Source organism: Neoehrlichia mikurensis (assembly GCF_019186785.1).
Taxonomy (GTDB): Bacteria; Pseudomonadota; Alphaproteobacteria; order Rickettsiales; family Anaplasmataceae; genus Neoehrlichia; species Neoehrlichia mikurensis.
In genome coordinates, this window is the sequence record NZ_CP066557.1 from 251,521 (window position 1) to 269,864 (window position 18,344).

The window sequence follows — 18,344 nt, forward strand, 5'->3', positions numbered from 1 at the left end:
TAAATGATATATCAATACCAGCGTCTTTTCAAAAATGTGCTAGTGATATTTTAATTAATCTTATCTGTAATGCCATTAATTGGTTGGTGTATAATTAATGAAAAACTTTATTGATTAAAAAAAAACTTTTTCATATTTAGCAATACATATTAAGCTAACTTATTCTTTGATATAGCCAAGACATTTTTTAGTTTTTTTTTGCATGAGACAGTCATAATTTGATTATGCTTAATCAAACTTGAGAGTTTAATCATGACTCAGAACAAACGCTGGCGGGAAGCTTAACATATGCAAGTTGATAATAATCTTAATGTTATATGAAACTTTTCATGCATAAAATTATGATAATTTAGTGAGTTTTATGTTAAGTTCTATGCAAAAGTATAATGTTATGCTGTAAGTACTTGAGTAAAATAGACATAACCATATCCATCAATTAACATTAAAAAAAACATACAAGTATCTTTATTATAATTAAATAAAACCTTCTAATAATATTCTTTTTAATTGCTATCACAAGCTCATCTTGACTATATAAAGTAATTTTTATAATATAGTACGGTTATTAAATTAAATTAGGCAATAATGATGAAGCAAATCGCTATAATACTTGTTTACAGTACACTGTTGCTCTGTATATCAAGCTGTAGCTTTACAAAAAAAGAACGTAAAATTAAAAGTCCGTGCATAAAATATAGTAATAATAGTCCATGTAAAAGTTACCCTGTAAATGATTGGTGGATGAAAAATTAATGCAGTTTAATGTGTTATATTTCTTATTTTTTATGTAAAAAATTATGCCACTTTATGATAATATATCAACGTGGTTTGGCTGTGGTAGGGTGACAGCTATGCCTGGTACTATAGGAAGCTTAGCGTCTGTAGTGTTTATGCCAATAGTTATGATAAATAGCATTTATGGTATAATAATATCTTTAGTGGTTCTCTTTCTCGGTTTTTGGTCAATACCACAATATTTAGCACATAACTCTAAAATAGATGATCCAAAGGAAGTTGTTATAGATGAGGTATTAGGACAATTAATAGCTTTTACATTAATAATCTTATTTATAGAGAATAATAATAAATCCATATTACAAAATAAATTAAATTACATAAGTATATTTTTCATTAGTTTTATATTATTTAGATTTTTTGATATAATAAAGGTTTGGCCAATCAACATTGTTGATAAAAACATTAAAGGTGCATTAGGAATAATGCTTGATGATATAATTGCTGCAATAATGTCTATAGTATCCTATATAATATGTTACAAATTTTACCACCAGTATTTAGGATAACAAATGCATTATTCTCTAGTTACGAATAATTTAAAACAATACATAATTTATGCTAATCAGTTATCAGGTTGGGAATTACATACATTCAATAATGTTACACTAATAATCAATGGCAGCAAGAGTTCCATATTTAACTATGTTTTTTTGGAAAATTGCACTAACAATATCTGTGAAACATCGATACAAAAAACATTTCAGTACCTACAACAAAGAAAAATTGAAGCTACTTGGCCTCTAGATCAATCAAGTAAGTACGCAAAACCTATTCTTGAGAAATTAGGTTTAATGATTGCTAATTCTCCTAAAAAAGCTATTGTAGATATAACAAACTATTTTATGCCACATAATAAAATAGATATTACTTTAGAAATTGTAGATAATCACTCCAAATTAACTCAGCTAGACCTTCTTGCATCACAAATTTTTCACTGTAATGTTAATGAAGTAGCATTATTTCTTAGAGGCCTATCAAACCATAAAGTATCTGATTCAAAGCTACAATTTTTTTTAGTAAAACTACATAATACATTAGTAGGTATATGTGGAATGTATATTCATAACCAAGTCGCAGGTTTTTATAGTGATGGTGTATTACCAGAATATAGAAATCAACAGATTGGAACTAGTATGACGTTGCAAAGAATAAAAATAGCACAACAACATGACTGTAAGTATGCTGTAGCTCAATGTATGAAACCTTCTATTAATCTCTATAAAAGATTAGGATTCAAAATGATTGGCAATTTACCTCTGTATGTGTCGTATAGAATATGACATTTATTACAATTTGATTATAGAATAAGAGTTAATATATGTTTATTTATATTATTTTTTCTCTTCTTATTTTCACTATGTCAATTTTAGCTACTGCTTATTTTTATTCTAATAAAAGCATAAACAATCTAAAGCATAATAATAATCTTATAACTAATCTACTTTTATCTTTAGGGGATGGTTTTTACTTATGGGATGAAGAAAAACGCATAGAAAAATTTTCTCCCAATTTACAATTATTATTAAATACCATATTTTATTCCTTTAACGAACTTGCAGACTTCTTTGAAGAGTCACATCAACTTAAAAAAAATTTTGCAGATGCACGAAAAATTAATAAATCTTTTACAATAGATTTAAAGGGAAAAGATACAGAAATTTACTGTTTTTGTTATGGTCAAAGTATTGTTAACAATCAAGACAAAATTGTAGGAGTGCTACTATGGATTCAAAACACAACAAAAGAAAAACTATTAATTACACAATTAGAAAATAAAAATATCAAATTAAAGCAAGAGTTGACAAATTATAAAGACATGATTGACATACTCCCATACCCTACATGGAAAAGAGACAAAGACTTTAAAATAACAATATGTAATCCTTCTTACATTAAGCTTACACAATGTAACACAAATAGAGAAATTTTTAAAAACAGAACATTAAGCAATCAGGTTGCTTCTGACAAATACCAAGAAAATGCATATACAATTATTGACAATGAAAGAAAGCTTTATACACTTACAGAAACTATAAACCCTAACACGCAAGAATTTATTGGATATGGGCAAGACATAACACAAATAAAACAATTAACTCAAGAAATACAATATTATATTGAGTTACAGAAAAACTTACTAAGTAATCTATCCTGTGCTGTAGTAGTATACAATAATGATAGCAAACTATTATTCTATAATAACAACTTTGCAAAATTTTGGCATCTAGAACAACCTTGGCTAGATAAAAGGCCTACCTATACAGAAGTGCTACACAAAATTTACACCAGCAATCAATTTTTTAACAAAGAAACATTTAACTTTCTACAGCAGCAACATACTTTTTTTAGAAGATTACTAGATCCTTATCATGCAACTATTACTTTAACAAATAACTTTATTATAAAAATTTCAGTCATTCCAACTCATAAACAAGAGCTTATATTTATATACGATCATATAAAATAAAAGCACTATAACAAACATACTTTATAATCAACATAAATTTTAGTTTAAACAACTATTAACAGTTTTTTCTTTCTTCATACCAAGCAATTTGTATTGCTTCTAGTATTTTCTCGTTACATTGACTACTATTATCACTAAATCCTGGTAATTCCATAACCATTCGCTGTAAATCAGTAAATCTTAACTCAAATATTTCTACATCTGGATAATTTTTCTCCAATAAATTAACTATATCTTCAATGTTAATCCACTTCATATTATTACACTTTTAATAATTAAAAAATTACACACTTATCCACAATCAAGTTTATTATTAAGAAAAAAAAATTGACATGTATACATAAAATGTATCATACTAGCCAATATTGTTTTATACAATAAAATTATTTTGTTTACACAAATTTAGTTATGTTTTTTTCATATTATTAATGCAATAAAGGTCATATGACAGTAGTTATAAAAAGGAAATACAGAGCAAGCCGTAGACTGGGGGTAAGTTTATGGGGAAGATCTAAAGATGCTTTTAATACAAAAAATTATCCCCCAGGACAGCATGGTAATTTAGGGTATAAAAAACCTTCGGATTTTGGAAAGCAGTTTGCAGCTCATAAGAAATTTAAGTTTTATTATGCAATATCTAGTAAACAGTTGCGTAATATTTTTTTAAAAGCTTACAAAAAGAAGGGTGATACTGGTGATAACTTTGTAGGAGCCTTGGAATCTCGTCTTGCATCTGTACTATATAACTCCAATTATGTCCCTACAATATTTTCTGCAAAACAATTAATTTCTCATAAGCATGTTACTGTAAATGATAAGGTTGTTAATGTTTCAAGTTACATTGTTAAACCTGGTGATATAGTAAAAATTAGAGATAAGGCAGTAAACTTACCTATTATTACAGGGGCTATGCAGTCACAGGAAAAAAGAGTTCCAGATTACTTAGAAGTTGATGTGAATCACTTTTCTGTTAAGTATCTGAGAGTGCCTAAATACCTTGAAGTCCCTTATGCAGCTAATATGGAAGTCAATTTGGTTATAGAATTTTATTCCAGGTAGTTCAGCTTTTCTTTTGCCCGTGTGGCGGAATCGGTAGACGCTGCGGACTTAAAATCCGTTGATCGCAAGGTCGTGGGAGTTCAAGTCTCCCCATGGGCACCATTTAAAGCTTTTTAATTACTATCAATGTTGGTTATTTCTATAATAAATTTATGGTCATTTTTTTTATAAAAAATAAATCTTATATTAATTTAAATGTAAAAAATTACCAATACATACTTAAGAAAAGTTATCATAAAAATAATAAAGTAGTTATAACAATCAAGAAAACAATTTAGACTTAATTAACCATCATATGTTTATTAAGCTACCCATCTTTGCCAGCTTTATTCACAACATATTATACAGTAACCTTTAGCTTTGAATACATACGCTTAATACATAATAAGTGAATTCTATAAAAATTAATAATCTATATACCCAATCAGTAGAGATAGCATATAAAATGTATACAATATTTCATTTAAATAAAATAATTGCATACATTTTTTGTGATCCATTTAAATTTAATTATCATTTCAACTTACATTATTTTATTAAAATAATTAACAATATTTTTTGAAACAATAAAAATTGTAAATTATAGCATAACTAGGGTACATGATAATAAATATGAAACACTTGATTAATTATTCTTTTATACAAATACTGATTATTTAGTACAATCCACAAAAGCTTATATATTAAGTAGCACATTACACAATAATTTATTAAAATTAACCTAATAATTGCTGTACAATATTTACAGGATATTATAAATGCAGATTATAACATAGCTAAGGTATATGATAACCAATGAATAACAAATCTATTAATTACTTACTTTATGTATTATGTATAGTAGCTATCTTATTTATTGTCAGACCAGTAATTATACCATGTTGTACAGCATTTATGATAGCGTATCTGCTTAATCCATTGGTTAATAAACTAGAGTTCATAAAACTACCTAGAGCACTATCTGCATTTATAATTATAACTACATCTATTAGTATAATGATAATTTTCTTAATTATATTTATACCAATAATATGTTCACAAACTATTGAGCTTATAAAATTTTTCGTAGAAAAAATGCCATTAAGTAACACTCATAATTTACAATCTATTATTAAAACATACAACTTCCTTGATAATAACGACATTACAAAAATCATACAATTGCTTACTAATTCACATCAAGACTTATTAAATAATGGAAACATAAAACCCCTTATAACAATATTTGGCAATTTATTACAAAATTTTAACAGTATATTAAGCTATACTATTCACTCAGGAATAAATATAAGTTATATAATAGTTATGATCTTTGTAGTATTGCTACTTACATTTTATATATTATGTAATTGGCCATTCATAATAAAAAATTTCTATAACTTAACACCTGTTATACATAAAGAAAACATAGAATCTTTTATTCGAAAAGTAGATAATATTATTGCATCATACATTCGAGGACAAATAAGTGTATGCTGTATTATGTTCATCTACTATTACATATGCTTTGTTATTTTAGATACAAAGTACTCTCTAGTGATGGGTCTCATATCAGGAATTATGACTTTTATACCATATTTTGGGTCATCAGTATGTGCTATTATAAGTATATGTATAAACATATTTCATACAAATAATTGGATAACATCTGGAATTATTCTATGCATTTTTATTATTGGACAATGTATTGAATCTAATATTATTACACCATTATTAATTGGTAAAAAAATAGATTTACATCCTATATGGCTAATAATTGGCATGATAATATGTCACACGTATATTGGATTCATTGGAGTATTATTATCGATTCCCATTACAGCTATAGTAGGTGTATTTGTACAATCTATTATACAAAGATACATAAAAAGTGATTTTCATAATGGAATATAATGTATAAACAACTTAAGCTATTTGACTTACCATATAGCAAATCATATCAGTATCATGATTATATACTGCTAGATCAAAATAAATACACATATAACATATTAATGAACTATGATTGGAACTGCTTTATTTTATACGGTAAATCAGGATCTGGAAAAACGCACCTTGCACATATATGGCAAAAATTAAAAAACGCATCTTTTATCAATCAAGAACCCATAGCTAAAACAATGCATATAATACATAATAGCAATGCTTTTATAATTGAAGATATAGATAAAATTAAAGACGAACCTTGGATTTTACATTGTTATAATTATGCTAGAGAAAACAATAAACTATTACTTATGACTTCTTCTATATCACCAAAATCACTAAACTGCAACTTGAAAGATTTAAAATCACGCATATTATCAGCTATCAGCGGAGGTTTAGCAAATCCTAATGAAGAGCTATTAAAAATAATGCTAATAAAATTATTTACAGATCATCAATTACATATCAATCTAAAAATAATAAACTATATTTTAAATAACACAGAACGCTCTTTTAAAAATTTACGCAATATAGTCAGCTGCATTGATAAGGAGCTTTCTAATAAAATAAATGGTATTACTATTTCATTTATAAAATGGATAATCAAAAAAAATGCATAATCAATATAAAGGCAAAGTTTTAACTATAGCAGGATCAGATTCAAGCGGTGGAGCAGGTATTCAAGCAGACATTAAAACTATTACAATGCTTGGATGCTATGCAGCAAGTTGTATAACATCTGTAACTGTACAAAACACACTAAAAATACACGCTATACATAACATTCCTCCCAACATAATTAGTGAACAAATAAACGCCATTATGTCCGATATAGAAATAGATGCAATTAAAATTGGTATGTTACCTAATTATAATACTATAAAAGAAGTTGCAGCATCTATCACAAAAAATATTCCTATTATTTTTGACCCAGTTATGATTTCAACTTCAGGTTTTAATCTTGTAGAACATAATACTGTTGATTCTTTGATAAAAATTTTATTTCCAAAAATAACACTAATCACCCCAAATATACAAGAAGCAGAAACTATAATTAACAAAAAAATTAATACATTAGAAGATATCATTAATGCAAGTAAAATTATTGCATCATTTGGAGTAAAAAATGTTTTAATTAAAGGTGGTCACTTACCTAATAAATTAATCAATAATATAGTACTTACAGAAAATAATGAAATATTTAATTTTCAACATTTAAGAATTTTCAAAGGCAATTTACACGGTACAGGTTGTACACTATCATCAGCTATTGCAAGCTTTATGTCACAAAAATTATCCATTAAAGAAAGTATTCAACGTTCTATAGATTATCTTATCAAAACTATAAATGTCATCCCTAGAATAGGAAATGGTTTTAATCCCGTATTCCATAATTATAATATAACAAAGTAACCTAAAATTATTTATATCTTACTAAAAATGTAACACTAAGTTTTATGCACGTTACTTTTACTTCCCCTGGACATTAAAATTAAAAATATAATTAATATAATTTAATAATATTAAAATTATCAATAGCTTATACATGTTTATAATGAGAAACCCATTTTAATTTATATAGTTATAATATTACATCATTCATAAGTTTAAGCTACTGTCTTTCTCCATAGTCTCAATATACATCTATGATGGATAATTTTTGTGACATAAAGCTTGCAATAGCTGATGATAGTGTACAACCTGTACCGTGTAAATTGCCTTTGAAAATTCTTAAATGTTGAAAATTAAATATTTCATTATTTTCTGTAAGTACTATATTATTGATTAATTTATTAGGTAAGTGACCACCTTTAATTAAAACATTTTTTACTCCAAATGATGCAATAATTTTACTTGCATTAATGATATCTTCTAATGTATTAATTAAACTAGTTTATATATATGATAAACACCAAGGTAATTTTCTATAATTATGAAAATTTACAATAAGTATAAATTTATATGTACTATATAGCTAAAAATCCTGCAATAATTTAATCATACAGATGTGAGTTTTTTATAAAAAATTTTCAATAATAAAACTTAACTTTAATAAAAAAAATATCATGCTATCATATAAATACATATTTGCTTAATTAAAAATTAATTTTTAACAAAAGTCATTCTGATAAAGCATGATAATACAATAGTTCATGCCATAACTATATAATTAACACAAAATAAAAACTAAAATGTGCAATTTGATAATAAAATATAAATTCTAGTAATATAAAAACAACATCATATCATTTACCTTGTTTGCTGTGAAGTAGAAGTATTAAGTTGATTTGAATAATTACGTAAATCTTCTGATGCTCCATACAACACTTTATATTCTGATAAAGACTTGCCTACTCTCTTGATTTCTTCTTTATCTTTAGCACTAATCCTCTGCTTTACATTTTGGTTCACTACAGATTCACGATTTTTTTGTTGAGTAACTTTTTCATCATTTTTCTCATTGTGATTTTCCATTGTATTTTTAAACGCCTGTAAACCTTTGCCATCTTGAGAAAATCTAAATTTATATAACTTATAATTATTAAAACATTGTTTCGCTTCATTGCTGATATCAGAAATGCAATTACCAGATACTTTTTTTAGTACAGCAACACCTGCTTTTCCCTGTAAATCATCAGCATTATACATAGCATTAAGAAATGTATTTCCAACTTTACATGTAGTTTCGCCTATATCTTTTACGTTTTTAGTAAATATCATCAATCCTGCAGTTACTAAACTTATAAATCTAAAAACAGATGCAACAATTATTAATCCATTATTAGATTTAGTATTTAATAAAGCTCCTGTACTTCTACCAATAAGTTCAGAATCTATTTTTTTCTCTAAACCATCAGCACATTTAGTAAAAAAATTACTAACATGTTTCAGTAGCCCTTCAACTATACCCAAAGAAAATCTAATAACATCACCAAATAAATATAATGGTATCAATGGCAATGTTAATATCCAATTTGTAGTATTTGATTCTAAATTTTTAATACGAATAGAAAAGGGATTTAATTCTACATCTTTCATTTGTTTCATTACCATCCCATTACGAGATTTCACTTGTACAGGAATATTATCTTTACAAGCAATAACTGGTATTGTATTTTTGACATAATTATTTATATGTAAATCCTTAAATACCTTTTTTTGATTATTAGTATTAATTGCAAATAACGCATTACCATTTAAATCATAAATATCATTACCATAATCATCTTGTAATTGTATAATTGGATATTTTTTATTATTATAAACTAAGTTATTCTTATCAATAAACATGTCACCTGTACTTTTTTTAAAAAAATCATCAGGTACATAATTACAGGGTTGTTGTTTAAAAATAACCTGTGATTTTGAACCAGGAATTATAACATATCTTTTTTGTCCAAAATCAGGATTAAGATTTGCTATAATATTTATAGGACTTAATCTATTGCCTATTGATTTCAGATTAAAAGAAAATTTAGAAGCCTTTTCTATAAAAAAAGCAGCACCATTTTTGAAAGATCTTTTTAAATTACTTAACACAACTATTACATTATTTTAAAATATTATCATATAAAAAAATTATTAATAAATTAATAAGATTATTTATAAATATCAATAAATCCAACTAAATAAATTATTAGCATTCTTTAATACAAATGATATATAAATAACCCTATGTCATAAGAAAGCAACCTACAATTGCTCCTATAAATAACAGCAATGTTATCATAAAAATAATTCTCATGATAATAATAATTATTGCTCTCAGTTTTGTAGATGAAACATAATCTTCTAAAATAACTATTATCCCTAGCATAGAATGATAAAAAGCTATACAAAGTAAAAATGCGATCAATATAAATTTTATAGGGTGTATTAAAATTAATTCACGTATACGTTCCATTGGATAAATACACATACTAAATACAGTAGGTAAAAACAATGGCAACGGTAACATAATAACAGCGGTAATCCTCTGTATTAACCAATGACATACTGATTTACTTATCATACAAATATATTATAAATTAAATATAGTAAAACAAGATATTAAAGATAGTACTACAGATAATATAATAACCACGAACCCACTCATTGTAGCTGATAATTTATTTACTCCCATGTTTAAATCCCACATTAAATGCCTAATACCATTTAAATAATGATAATAAAAACTAACACTCCATGAAACACAAACCACTTTAATTAACCATATAGGGAACAAATTAATTAGATTAATAAATAATCCTGGCACAAATGCAAAAATTATAAACATCCAAAAAAAAACTATCAATCCTATAAATAAAAATACACCAGTAAATCTATGAGTAATTGATAAATAAGCTATCCCTAATTTATAAATCTGCAAATGAGGAGATAAAGGTCTAATTTTCATTGTAATTAACAATTATAAATTTTATAGAAATAACTACAGATAAATCTGCTATATAAAACAATAATAAAATAGAAATAAAGACGGCGGAACAATTTCATTAAGTCATTACTAAAAAATAATAACTTAAATCAAAAGCCTAAAAGGAGGTAATCCAGCCGCAGGTTCACCTACAGCTACCTTGTTACGACTTCACCCTAGTCACTGACCCAACCTTAAATGGCTGCCTCCTTACGGTTAGCTCACCAGCTTCGAGTTAAACCAATTTCCAGGGCATGACGGGCAGTGTGTACAAGACCCGAGAACGTATTCACCGTGGCATGCTGATCCACGATTACTAGCGATTCCGGCTTCATGCTCTCGAGTTACAGAGAACAATCCGAACTGAGATAACTTTTATGGATTAGCTCAATCTTGCGATCTTGCAACCTATTGTAGTTACCATTGTAGCACGTGTGTAGCCCACCTTATAAGGGCCGTGCTGACTTGACATCATCCTCACCTTCCTCCAGTTTATCACTGGCAGTTTCCTTAGAGTTCCCAGCATTACCTGTTGGCAACTAAGGACAAGGGTTACGCTCGTTGCGGGACTTAACCCAACATCTCACGACACGAGCTGACGACAGCCATGCAGCACCTGTGTAAGGTCCAGCCAAACTGACTCTTCCGGTTAAAAAAGATACGACCTTCATGTCAAAAAGTGGTAAGGTTTTTCGCGTTGCATCGAATTAAACCACATGCTCCACCGCTTGTGCGGGTCCCCGTCAATTCCTTTGAGTTTTAGTCTTGCGACCGTAGTCCCCAGGCGGAGTGCTTAACGCGTTAGCTACAATACAGAGATAAAATATCCCCACATTTAGCACTCATAGTTTACAGCGTGGACTACCAGGGTATCTAATCCTGTTTGCTCCCCACGCTTTCGCACCTCAGCGTCAGAACTGAGCCAGATAGTCGCCTTCGCCACTGGTGTTCCTCCTAATATCTACGAATTTCACCTCTACACTAGGAATTCCACTATCCTCTCTCGATCTCTAGTTTAAATAGTATTAAAAGCAGCTCCAAGGTTAAGCCCTGGTATTTCACTTTTAACTTATTAAACCGCCTACATGCCCTTTACGCCCAATAATTCCGAACAACGCTTGCCCCCTCCGTATTACCGCGGCTGCTGGCACGGAGTTTGCCGGGACTTCTTCTGCAGGTACCGTCATTATCTTCCCTGCTGAAAGAGTTTTACAACCCTAAGGCCTTCTTCACTCATGCGGCATAGCTGGATCAGGCTTGCGCCCATTGTCCAATATTCCCCACTGCTGCCTCCCGTAGGAGTCTGGACCGTATCTCAGTTCCAGTGTGGCTGATCGTCCTCTCAGACCAGCTATAGATCATAGCCTTGGTAAGCCATTACCTTACCAACTAGCTAATCTAACATAGGCTCATCTAATAGCGATAAATCTTTCCCCCGCAGGGATTATACGGTATTACCTGTCATTTCTAACAGCTATTCCATACTACTAGGCAGATTCCTATGCATTACTCACCCGTCTGCCACTAACTGTACCCATAGTAAACTACAGCTACAATTCGTTCGACTTGCATGTGTTAAGCTTGCCGCTAGCGTTCGTTCTGAGCCAGGATCAAACTCTCAAGTTTGATTAACCATAATTAAAACTATGGCTGTACTCATGCAAAACAAAAACTAAAAAATGTATTAGCTTCAGTACATGAAAAAATAAATTAGCTTAATATGTACCGCCGCCTTTACTTCTATTCTATATTTTTTACTCTTTTTAACTAATCAAGCAACTGCACCAAAAAATACACTATTAATTGGTGTTTAATATATATAATAAGCTACAGTATCCAGTACTATTAATCATGTGTCAATATATTTTTTAATATTAATCATAAAAGAACTATTTTATATATTGTATCTTTCCACCCAATTTATTTATTATACTAATAAAATCACTGTAATTACTATTTACACATTCTACATCGTTTATTGTAATTGGCTTTATAGAGACCATTCCCAATATTAAAAAAGACATTGCAATTTTATCATCAGAATTCACATTAACTACATTACCGCCATAAATATTACCACCAGATCCATAAATTATTAATTGATTATCTGTCATTTCTGCATTTCCACCACATTTATTCAATTCATAAACAACTGTATCTAACCTATTTTTCTCTTCTATATCCAATACAGATATACCATGTATAGTAGTAATACCATTGATATACGCAGCAATAATACTAATAATTGGATACTCATCAATAATAGACGATAATTCATCTGCTAATATTACTCCACCGTGTAAGCAACTTGCCTTTACAAGAAGATCTGCGACATACTCACCAATAACACCTTTTTTTTTATTTATTAAAGTAATATTAGCTCCCATACTAATTAAAACTTTGCAAAATCCTACTTTATTATTTATCGTAACATTACGAATAATAACTTCTGAATTCTCTATTATCAATGCAGCAGCAACTATAAATGCCGCTAAAGAAGTATCTGATGGTATATATATATCCCTAGCAAATAACTCCTTTTGTCCTTGTAATTTAATAATATTAACATTATTAACAAAGCTAACAGTTATATCAGCATTTAAATATTGCAAGAATAATTCCACATGATTTTTTGTTAAAATTTTTTCAGTAATTATATTAATACCAGATATATTTAACCCCGCAAATAACATAGCTGTCTTTATTTTATGTGATAAACTATTTACTGTATAATTCACAGGAATGCTATCTTCAGAACCAACAAGAATTATCGGTAAATTAGCATTAACAAAATTACTTCCTATTAACAATAAAGGCTCTATAATATCACTTATTGATGCTAAACATAATTTATCAGATCCATAAAAAAAAGATTTAAAGGAATATGTAGACAACAGACCAAGTAACATATATGTTATAGTCATAGAATTACCTACATATAATGCATTTTTAGGACGCATCAATCCACTAATTCCAACACCTTTTACTAAATAAACACCACTTTTTTCATAAAAGATTTCAACTCCTAATAAATTTAGAGCCCTACTCATATGCATAACATCTTCACATATTGATATTCCATAAATTCTTGTAACACCTATCATTTGCGATGCCAATACTAAGGCTGCACAAGATATAAATTTATCTCCAGAAATATTTGCAACACCATTAATAGAGGAAACTTTATAGGATATAGCTTTTTTCTTACTCTTCATATACGTAAACTAATTATGTTAAACATGAATCCATAAAATAATTCATAAATACATAATATAACAAACATTTCATAGCTTTAATAACATAATTAAATACTTCATCTAGAATTATAATAGCCTCTTCACTACATTTGCACATACTTATGACATCTAAAAAACTTTAGTCATTACACAACTAATATTGTTAAGAAATGCTATGATATTCAAAAAAATATGTAATACCATATATCACAACAATAACGATATTATTTTATATCACAACAATAACGATATTATTTATACTTGAAAATAAAAAAAACTATATCAGTTTTACTTACCGTACCAAATCAAAAACTAAAACATATACATTAAATTAATAATATAGATTAGATTTTTTGCTTATTTAATAATTTTACCTAAAAAATAAATACTTTAAAAGTAGAATATTTTTTCATATAACTACCTTTTAAATAAGTAAAAATTATTTTTATAGAATAGTAATAAACTATATTTCATCATTAATAGTGATACTACTTACCCATGTAAAGTTTAAAACTTCAATAAAAATGGCAGGAGTAATAACAAATAATTCCGGTAACTCAATCATTATCTCACTGTGTGCTAAATGTAATTTTATAAAAACTTTTGTATTGCCATGATCCTTTAATAGATAAGATAGTGATTGCGGGACAATATCATCATTAACATGTATAACAATACTTTTCATATTTTTCGTTGCTACAGTAAGATATTCTTTAAAATCAAATATATTTTTTCCAATTAGTCGATTCTTACTTATATGATACTCCATATCAATAATAACTGATACACCACCATTAAATAAATCCCTATTCTTCTCTATAACACTACGATTATAAAAAGCTACTTCATTAATATTATAAGGATCAGATAATCTAATAACTGCAAATTTTTCCTTATTAGTTGATTTAATATGCACATTGGAAATAATCCCAGCAACCTTTTTTACATTATAAATAGAATCTCCTTTAAATTTTCCAATGAAATGTATACCAAATTTTTCTAAAATACCTTCATAATTACTCATAGGATGATAACGCAAATAAAACCCTATCGCATAAAACTCTTGATTGATTTTTTCCTCATCAGTCCAGTCTTCTACCTCTATTAATTTATTAATACTGCTATTGCTAAATAAGATAAATTGATCAAAATTAACACTACGCTTATTACTTCCAATTACATTAAGTAAAATTTCTAAAGATTCAAAAAGCTGCCTTCTATTAGAATGTATGGAATCTAATGCACCAGATTGTATAATGCTTATCAACATTCTCTTATGTGCTACATTAGACTGTATATTATCAATAAAATGCCATATATTTTCATATTTAGTTTGAGGAATAATTTCTTTTGCTGCTAATTGTCCTACATTTTTCAATGCTCCAATACCATATCTTATAGATTTTCCTTCAATTGAAAAAAACACATCCGAAGAATTAATATCAGGTGGAAGTATATTGATACCATGAAGCTTAGCTTGTTGACAAAGCATTTCTAATTTGTCTTTATTATTGATATCTAAATTCATTGATGCAACAAAAAATTCCAATGTGTAATTAGCCTTTAAATAAGCTGTTTGAAAACTAATCAACGCATATGCAGCAGCATGTGACTTATTAAATCCATATCCAGCAAATTTTGCTACTAAATCAAATATATAACTTGCTTTTTCTGCTTCTATACCATTACTTATAGCACCATTAATAAAAATTATCCTTTGACTATCCATTTCCTCCTTAATTTTCTTCCCCATAGCACGTCTCAATAAATCAGCACTACCTAAAGTATAATTAGCCAATATTCTAGCTATTTCCATTACTTGTTCTTGATATATTATCACTCCAAAAGTTTCTTTCAGTACTACTTCTAACATAGGATGTATATAATCTGGTTTTTCCAATCCATGTTTACGTTGTATATAAAGTGCAATATTATCCATAGGACCAGGACGATATAGAGAAATAATAGCAATAATATCTCTAATTCCATCAGGTTTTAGCTTGCTAATTGCTTCACGCATTCCAGAACCTTCAAGTTGAAACACCCCTATAGAATTTCCCAATGATAACATTTCATAAGTTTTTTTATCATCTAGGGGAATATTTGAAATATCAATTTCCGATCCTCTTGTTTTAATCAAGTTACAAATTTGATCTATTACAGTTAAAGTACGCAATCCTAAAAAATCAAACTTTACCAATCCTGCCTTTTCAATATATTTCATGTTATACTGGGTAATAGGCAAAGAACAAGATTTGTCATAATATAAAGGTACTAGATTCTCTAATTCTTGATCACATATAACTATACCAGCAGCATGCACTGAAGCATGTCTATGCAATCCTTCTAATTTTAATGATATTTCAAGTAACTTAGCAACCGTTTGATCATCATCCCGCTCTTTTTGTAGATTTTTATCCATTTCTATGGCTTCAGAAAGTGTAACAGGACTTACAGGATTATGTGGTATCATTTTACATATTCTATCAATATGAGCATAAGGTATCTGCATCACTCTACCAACATCACGTAGTACTGCTTTTGCTTGTAATTTTCCAAATGTGATAATATGTGCAACATATCCATACTTTTGTCTCACATACTCTATAACTTGATCTCTTTTTTCTTGGCAAAAATCGACATCAAAATCAGGTATTGATATTCTATCAGGATTAAGAAATCTTTCAAAAATTAACCCAAATTCAATTGGATCAAGTTCTGTAATTTGTAAAACCCAAGCTACTAATGATCCAACACCTGAACCTCTGCCAGGACCTACAAGTATATTATTCTTTTTACTCCAACAAATAAAATCTGCAACTATTAAAAAATATCCTGAATAATCCATTGATATCACAACATCCAATTCATACATTAATCGATCATAATATTGTTTTTTCTGCTCTTGGGTAAAATTTTTACCACATAAACGAAAATTTAATCCATCAATCGACTTACTAGTTAATTCTTCAGCTTCAGTTCTTCCATCGGCACAAGGAAAGTGAGGCAGCATAGGTTTTCTTACTTCTAAAGCAAAAGAGCATCTTTGTGCTATTATAACAGTATTATGGACTGCTTCAGGAATATCATAAAACAACTCATACATTTCCTTCGAAGATTTAAAGTAATAATCTGGTGTTAATTTTTTTCTATCTTCTTGTACAAGATACACTCCATCAGCTATACAAGATAATATATCATGTGCTTGAAAATCCTCTCTATTAGCAAAAAATACATCATTTGTTGCAACTAAAGGAATATTTTTCTCATAAGCAAAATCTATAAAAAGTTTTTCTAATTTTTTTTGGTGTTCAAGATTATGGCGTTGAAGCTCAATATAGATATTATCATCAAATGCTGATATAAGATCATTAAGAATTCCAAAATTACCACTTTTTTCCAATAATAATTGCGATAAAATATCATCATGCCCACCGGTAAGGGCAATAAGCCCATTACAAAGATTTAGCAATTGTTTAATATTAACTCTATTAATTTTACTGCATTGGTTATTTTTAAATGAATTACTAATAAGATGAACAAGATTACTATATCCTTCATTATTTTTTGCTAATAATAGTATATTGCCTATATTTTCACCGGAATCCTCAACCATAACATTACATCCAATGATAGGTTGTACACCTGTTCTCATAGCATAATCAGAAAATTCTAGAGACCCAAATAAATTTCCTGAATCCGTCAACGCTACTGCCGGCATATTATGTTGTACACATAAATTAACTAAAGTATCAACTTTAATCATGCCCTGCAGCAAAGAATAGTCACTATGTACTCTTAAGTGAATAAATAACTGGGACATAACATTCAAGTGTTTTAATAATTAAAAATACATATTCGTTTATTGCTATTAAACATCTTATATTAAAGTATTACCAAAATTACATTGATTACACTAATCACAAAATTTTAATAATACATTATCCTTTCAACGCAATAAATATTTTTCATTAGTATTAACTAACCATATAGCATAACGTTAATTTACATTACAAAAAAAAATACAGCTCTAAATTAGATTGCATATTCAGTTTATATAAGAAATTTAAATGTATTAATTTATATTAACGTAAATTTTTTGATAAACTACGTTTTAGTTATAGCATTTTATCTATACTATAAATAATAATTTTTATATTAAAGTAACAATCTTTTAAAATGTATAATACCTTCCTTTATAACTAAAACATAATGCCTTTTTGTAATATTATAGTAACATCAGCATCTTTATATAAGTACTCAATTAACCACCTATCTTCTTACAGCTTGTATAATCCTTGTAATCATTATAATAAGAACACAGTTAACATGAACTTCCCAACTTAGTTATAAGGGATTTCAAACTTCACTTACAAATAATAATTACTCCTTATCAACTTAGTGGTATACATGGAAATATTAAGCCATATATTTAAAAGTAATA

At 28.0% G+C, this 18,344-nt stretch carries 14 protein-coding genes, 1 tRNA gene and 1 rRNA gene; 8 read left to right on the top strand and 8 right to left on the bottom strand.

All coding sequences use genetic code 11. From position 1 onward, the window contains the following. The first annotated feature begins 797 nt into the window (after positions 1 to 797). Genes HL033_RS00970 through HL033_RS00980 form a run of 3 tightly spaced genes read left to right on the top strand, consistent with a single transcriptional unit; the run spans position 798 to position 3,265 of the window. Positions 798 to 1,304 (top strand): phosphatidylglycerophosphatase A family protein, encoded by a 507-nt coding sequence (locus HL033_RS00970; protein WP_320414802.1) that lies wholly within the window; start codon positions 798 to 800, stop codon positions 1,302 to 1,304. Positions 1,305 to 1,307: 3 nt separating this feature from the next. Then, positions 1,308 to 2,078, top strand: coding sequence for a GNAT family N-acetyltransferase (locus HL033_RS00975; RefSeq protein WP_218194250.1), 771 nt, complete (start codon positions 1,308 to 1,310; stop codon positions 2,076 to 2,078). A 38-nt stretch (positions 2,079 to 2,116) separates the two neighbouring features. Beyond that, the gene (locus tag HL033_RS00980) at positions 2,117 to 3,265 is read left to right on the top strand and encodes a hypothetical protein (protein WP_218194251.1); all 1,149 of its coding nucleotides are present in this window, start codon (positions 2,117 to 2,119) and stop codon (positions 3,263 to 3,265) included. Between the two features lie 55 nt (positions 3,266 to 3,320). Here HL033_RS00980 and iscX read toward each other — a convergent pair whose 3' ends face one another. Next, on the bottom strand, positions 3,321 to 3,521 hold the full coding sequence (iscX, locus tag HL033_RS00985) for a Fe-S cluster assembly protein IscX (protein ID WP_218194252.1): 201 nt from the start codon (positions 3,519 to 3,521) through the stop codon (positions 3,321 to 3,323). Between the two features lie 188 nt (positions 3,522 to 3,709). Between iscX and rpsD the strand changes: the two genes are divergently transcribed. From rpsD to thiD, 5 genes are all read left to right on the top strand, one after another. After that, on the top strand, positions 3,710 to 4,324 hold the full coding sequence (gene rpsD / locus HL033_RS00990) for a 30S ribosomal protein S4 (protein ID WP_218194253.1): 615 nt from the start codon (positions 3,710 to 3,712) through the stop codon (positions 4,322 to 4,324). A gap of 15 nt (positions 4,325 to 4,339) precedes the next feature. Beyond that, positions 4,340 to 4,426: transfer RNA gene (locus HL033_RS00995), tRNA-Leu, on the top strand. A gap of 693 nt (positions 4,427 to 5,119) precedes the next feature. Next, entirely contained in the window at positions 5,120 to 6,217 is a 1,098-nt protein-coding gene (locus tag HL033_RS01000) for an AI-2E family transporter (protein ID WP_218194254.1), read from the top strand. Further along, positions 6,217 to 6,870, top strand: coding sequence for a P-loop NTPase family protein (locus HL033_RS01005; RefSeq protein WP_218194255.1), 654 nt, complete (start codon positions 6,217 to 6,219; stop codon positions 6,868 to 6,870). The genes HL033_RS01000 and HL033_RS01005 overlap by 1 nt, the downstream gene beginning before the upstream one ends. Continuing rightward, a complete protein-coding gene (gene thiD / locus HL033_RS01010) occupies positions 6,863 to 7,663 on the top strand; it encodes a bifunctional hydroxymethylpyrimidine kinase/phosphomethylpyrimidine kinase (protein WP_218194256.1) in 801 nt (266 codons plus the stop codon). The genes HL033_RS01005 and thiD overlap by 8 nt, the downstream gene beginning before the upstream one ends. A 220-nt stretch (positions 7,664 to 7,883) precedes the next feature. Here thiD and HL033_RS01015 read toward each other — a convergent pair whose 3' ends face one another. From HL033_RS01015 to dnaE, 7 genes are all read right to left on the bottom strand, one after another. Then, positions 7,884 to 8,135, bottom strand: a complete 252-nt coding sequence (locus HL033_RS01015; RefSeq protein ID WP_218194469.1) for a bifunctional hydroxymethylpyrimidine kinase/phosphomethylpyrimidine kinase — start codon at positions 8,133 to 8,135, stop codon at positions 7,884 to 7,886. Between the two features lie 365 nt (positions 8,136 to 8,500). Continuing rightward, positions 8,501 to 9,790 (bottom strand): hypothetical protein, encoded by a 1,290-nt coding sequence (locus HL033_RS01020; protein ID WP_218194257.1) that lies wholly within the window; start codon positions 9,788 to 9,790, stop codon positions 8,501 to 8,503. 133 nt (positions 9,791 to 9,923) lie between these two features. Beyond that, positions 9,924 to 10,262, bottom strand: coding sequence for a succinate dehydrogenase, hydrophobic membrane anchor protein (gene sdhD, locus HL033_RS01025; protein WP_218194258.1), 339 nt, complete (start codon positions 10,260 to 10,262; stop codon positions 9,924 to 9,926). A gap of 9 nt (positions 10,263 to 10,271) precedes the next feature. Continuing rightward, entirely contained in the window at positions 10,272 to 10,646 is a 375-nt protein-coding gene (gene sdhC, locus HL033_RS01030) for a succinate dehydrogenase, cytochrome b556 subunit (RefSeq protein ID WP_218194259.1), read from the bottom strand. 139 nt (positions 10,647 to 10,785) lie between these two features. After that, a 16S ribosomal RNA gene (locus HL033_RS01035) occupies positions 10,786 to 12,290 on the bottom strand. 263 nt (positions 12,291 to 12,553) lie between these two features. Beyond that, positions 12,554 to 13,879 carry a 3-phosphoshikimate 1-carboxyvinyltransferase gene (locus HL033_RS01040; protein WP_218194260.1) on the bottom strand — a complete coding sequence of 442 codons (1,326 nt, stop codon included), beginning with the start codon at positions 13,877 to 13,879 and terminating at the stop codon, positions 12,554 to 12,556. A 484-nt stretch (positions 13,880 to 14,363) separates the two neighbouring features. Beyond that, on the bottom strand, positions 14,364 to 17,723 hold the full coding sequence (dnaE, locus tag HL033_RS01045; protein WP_218194261.1) for a DNA polymerase III subunit alpha: 3,360 nt from the start codon (positions 17,721 to 17,723) through the stop codon (positions 14,364 to 14,366). Positions 17,724 to 18,344 lie beyond the last annotated feature (621 nt).

What these genes read in the sequence shown, in the direction of transcription:
- HL033_RS00980 (WP_218194251.1), top strand. Translation starts at nt 2,117, where the DNA reads ATGTTTATTTATATTATTTTTTCTCTTCTTATTTTCACTATGTCAATT.
- HL033_RS00975 (WP_218194250.1), top strand. Translation starts at nt 1,308, where the DNA reads ATGCATTATTCTCTAGTTACGAATAATTTAAAACAATACATAATTTAT.
- iscX (WP_218194252.1), bottom strand. Translation starts at nt 3,521, where the DNA reads ATGAAGTGGATTAACATTGAAGATATAGTTAATTTATTGGAGAAAAAT.
- HL033_RS01005 (WP_218194255.1), top strand. Translation starts at nt 6,217, where the DNA reads ATGTATAAACAACTTAAGCTATTTGACTTACCATATAGCAAATCATAT.
- dnaE (WP_218194261.1), bottom strand. Translation starts at nt 17,723, where the DNA reads ATGTCCCAGTTATTTATTCACTTAAGAGTACATAGTGACTATTCTTTG.
- HL033_RS01040 (WP_218194260.1), bottom strand. Translation starts at nt 13,879, where the DNA reads ATGAAGAGTAAGAAAAAAGCTATATCCTATAAAGTTTCCTCTATTAAT.
- HL033_RS01000 (WP_218194254.1), top strand. Translation starts at nt 5,120, where the DNA reads ATGAATAACAAATCTATTAATTACTTACTTTATGTATTATGTATAGTA.
- rpsD (WP_218194253.1), top strand. Translation starts at nt 3,710, where the DNA reads ATGACAGTAGTTATAAAAAGGAAATACAGAGCAAGCCGTAGACTGGGG.
- sdhC (WP_218194259.1), bottom strand. Translation starts at nt 10,646, where the DNA reads ATGAAAATTAGACCTTTATCTCCTCATTTGCAGATTTATAAATTAGGG.
- sdhD (WP_218194258.1), bottom strand. Translation starts at nt 10,262, where the DNA reads ATGATAAGTAAATCAGTATGTCATTGGTTAATACAGAGGATTACCGCT.
- HL033_RS00970 (WP_320414802.1), top strand. Translation starts at nt 798, where the DNA reads ATGCCACTTTATGATAATATATCAACGTGGTTTGGCTGTGGTAGGGTG.
- thiD (WP_218194256.1), top strand. Translation starts at nt 6,863, where the DNA reads ATGCATAATCAATATAAAGGCAAAGTTTTAACTATAGCAGGATCAGAT.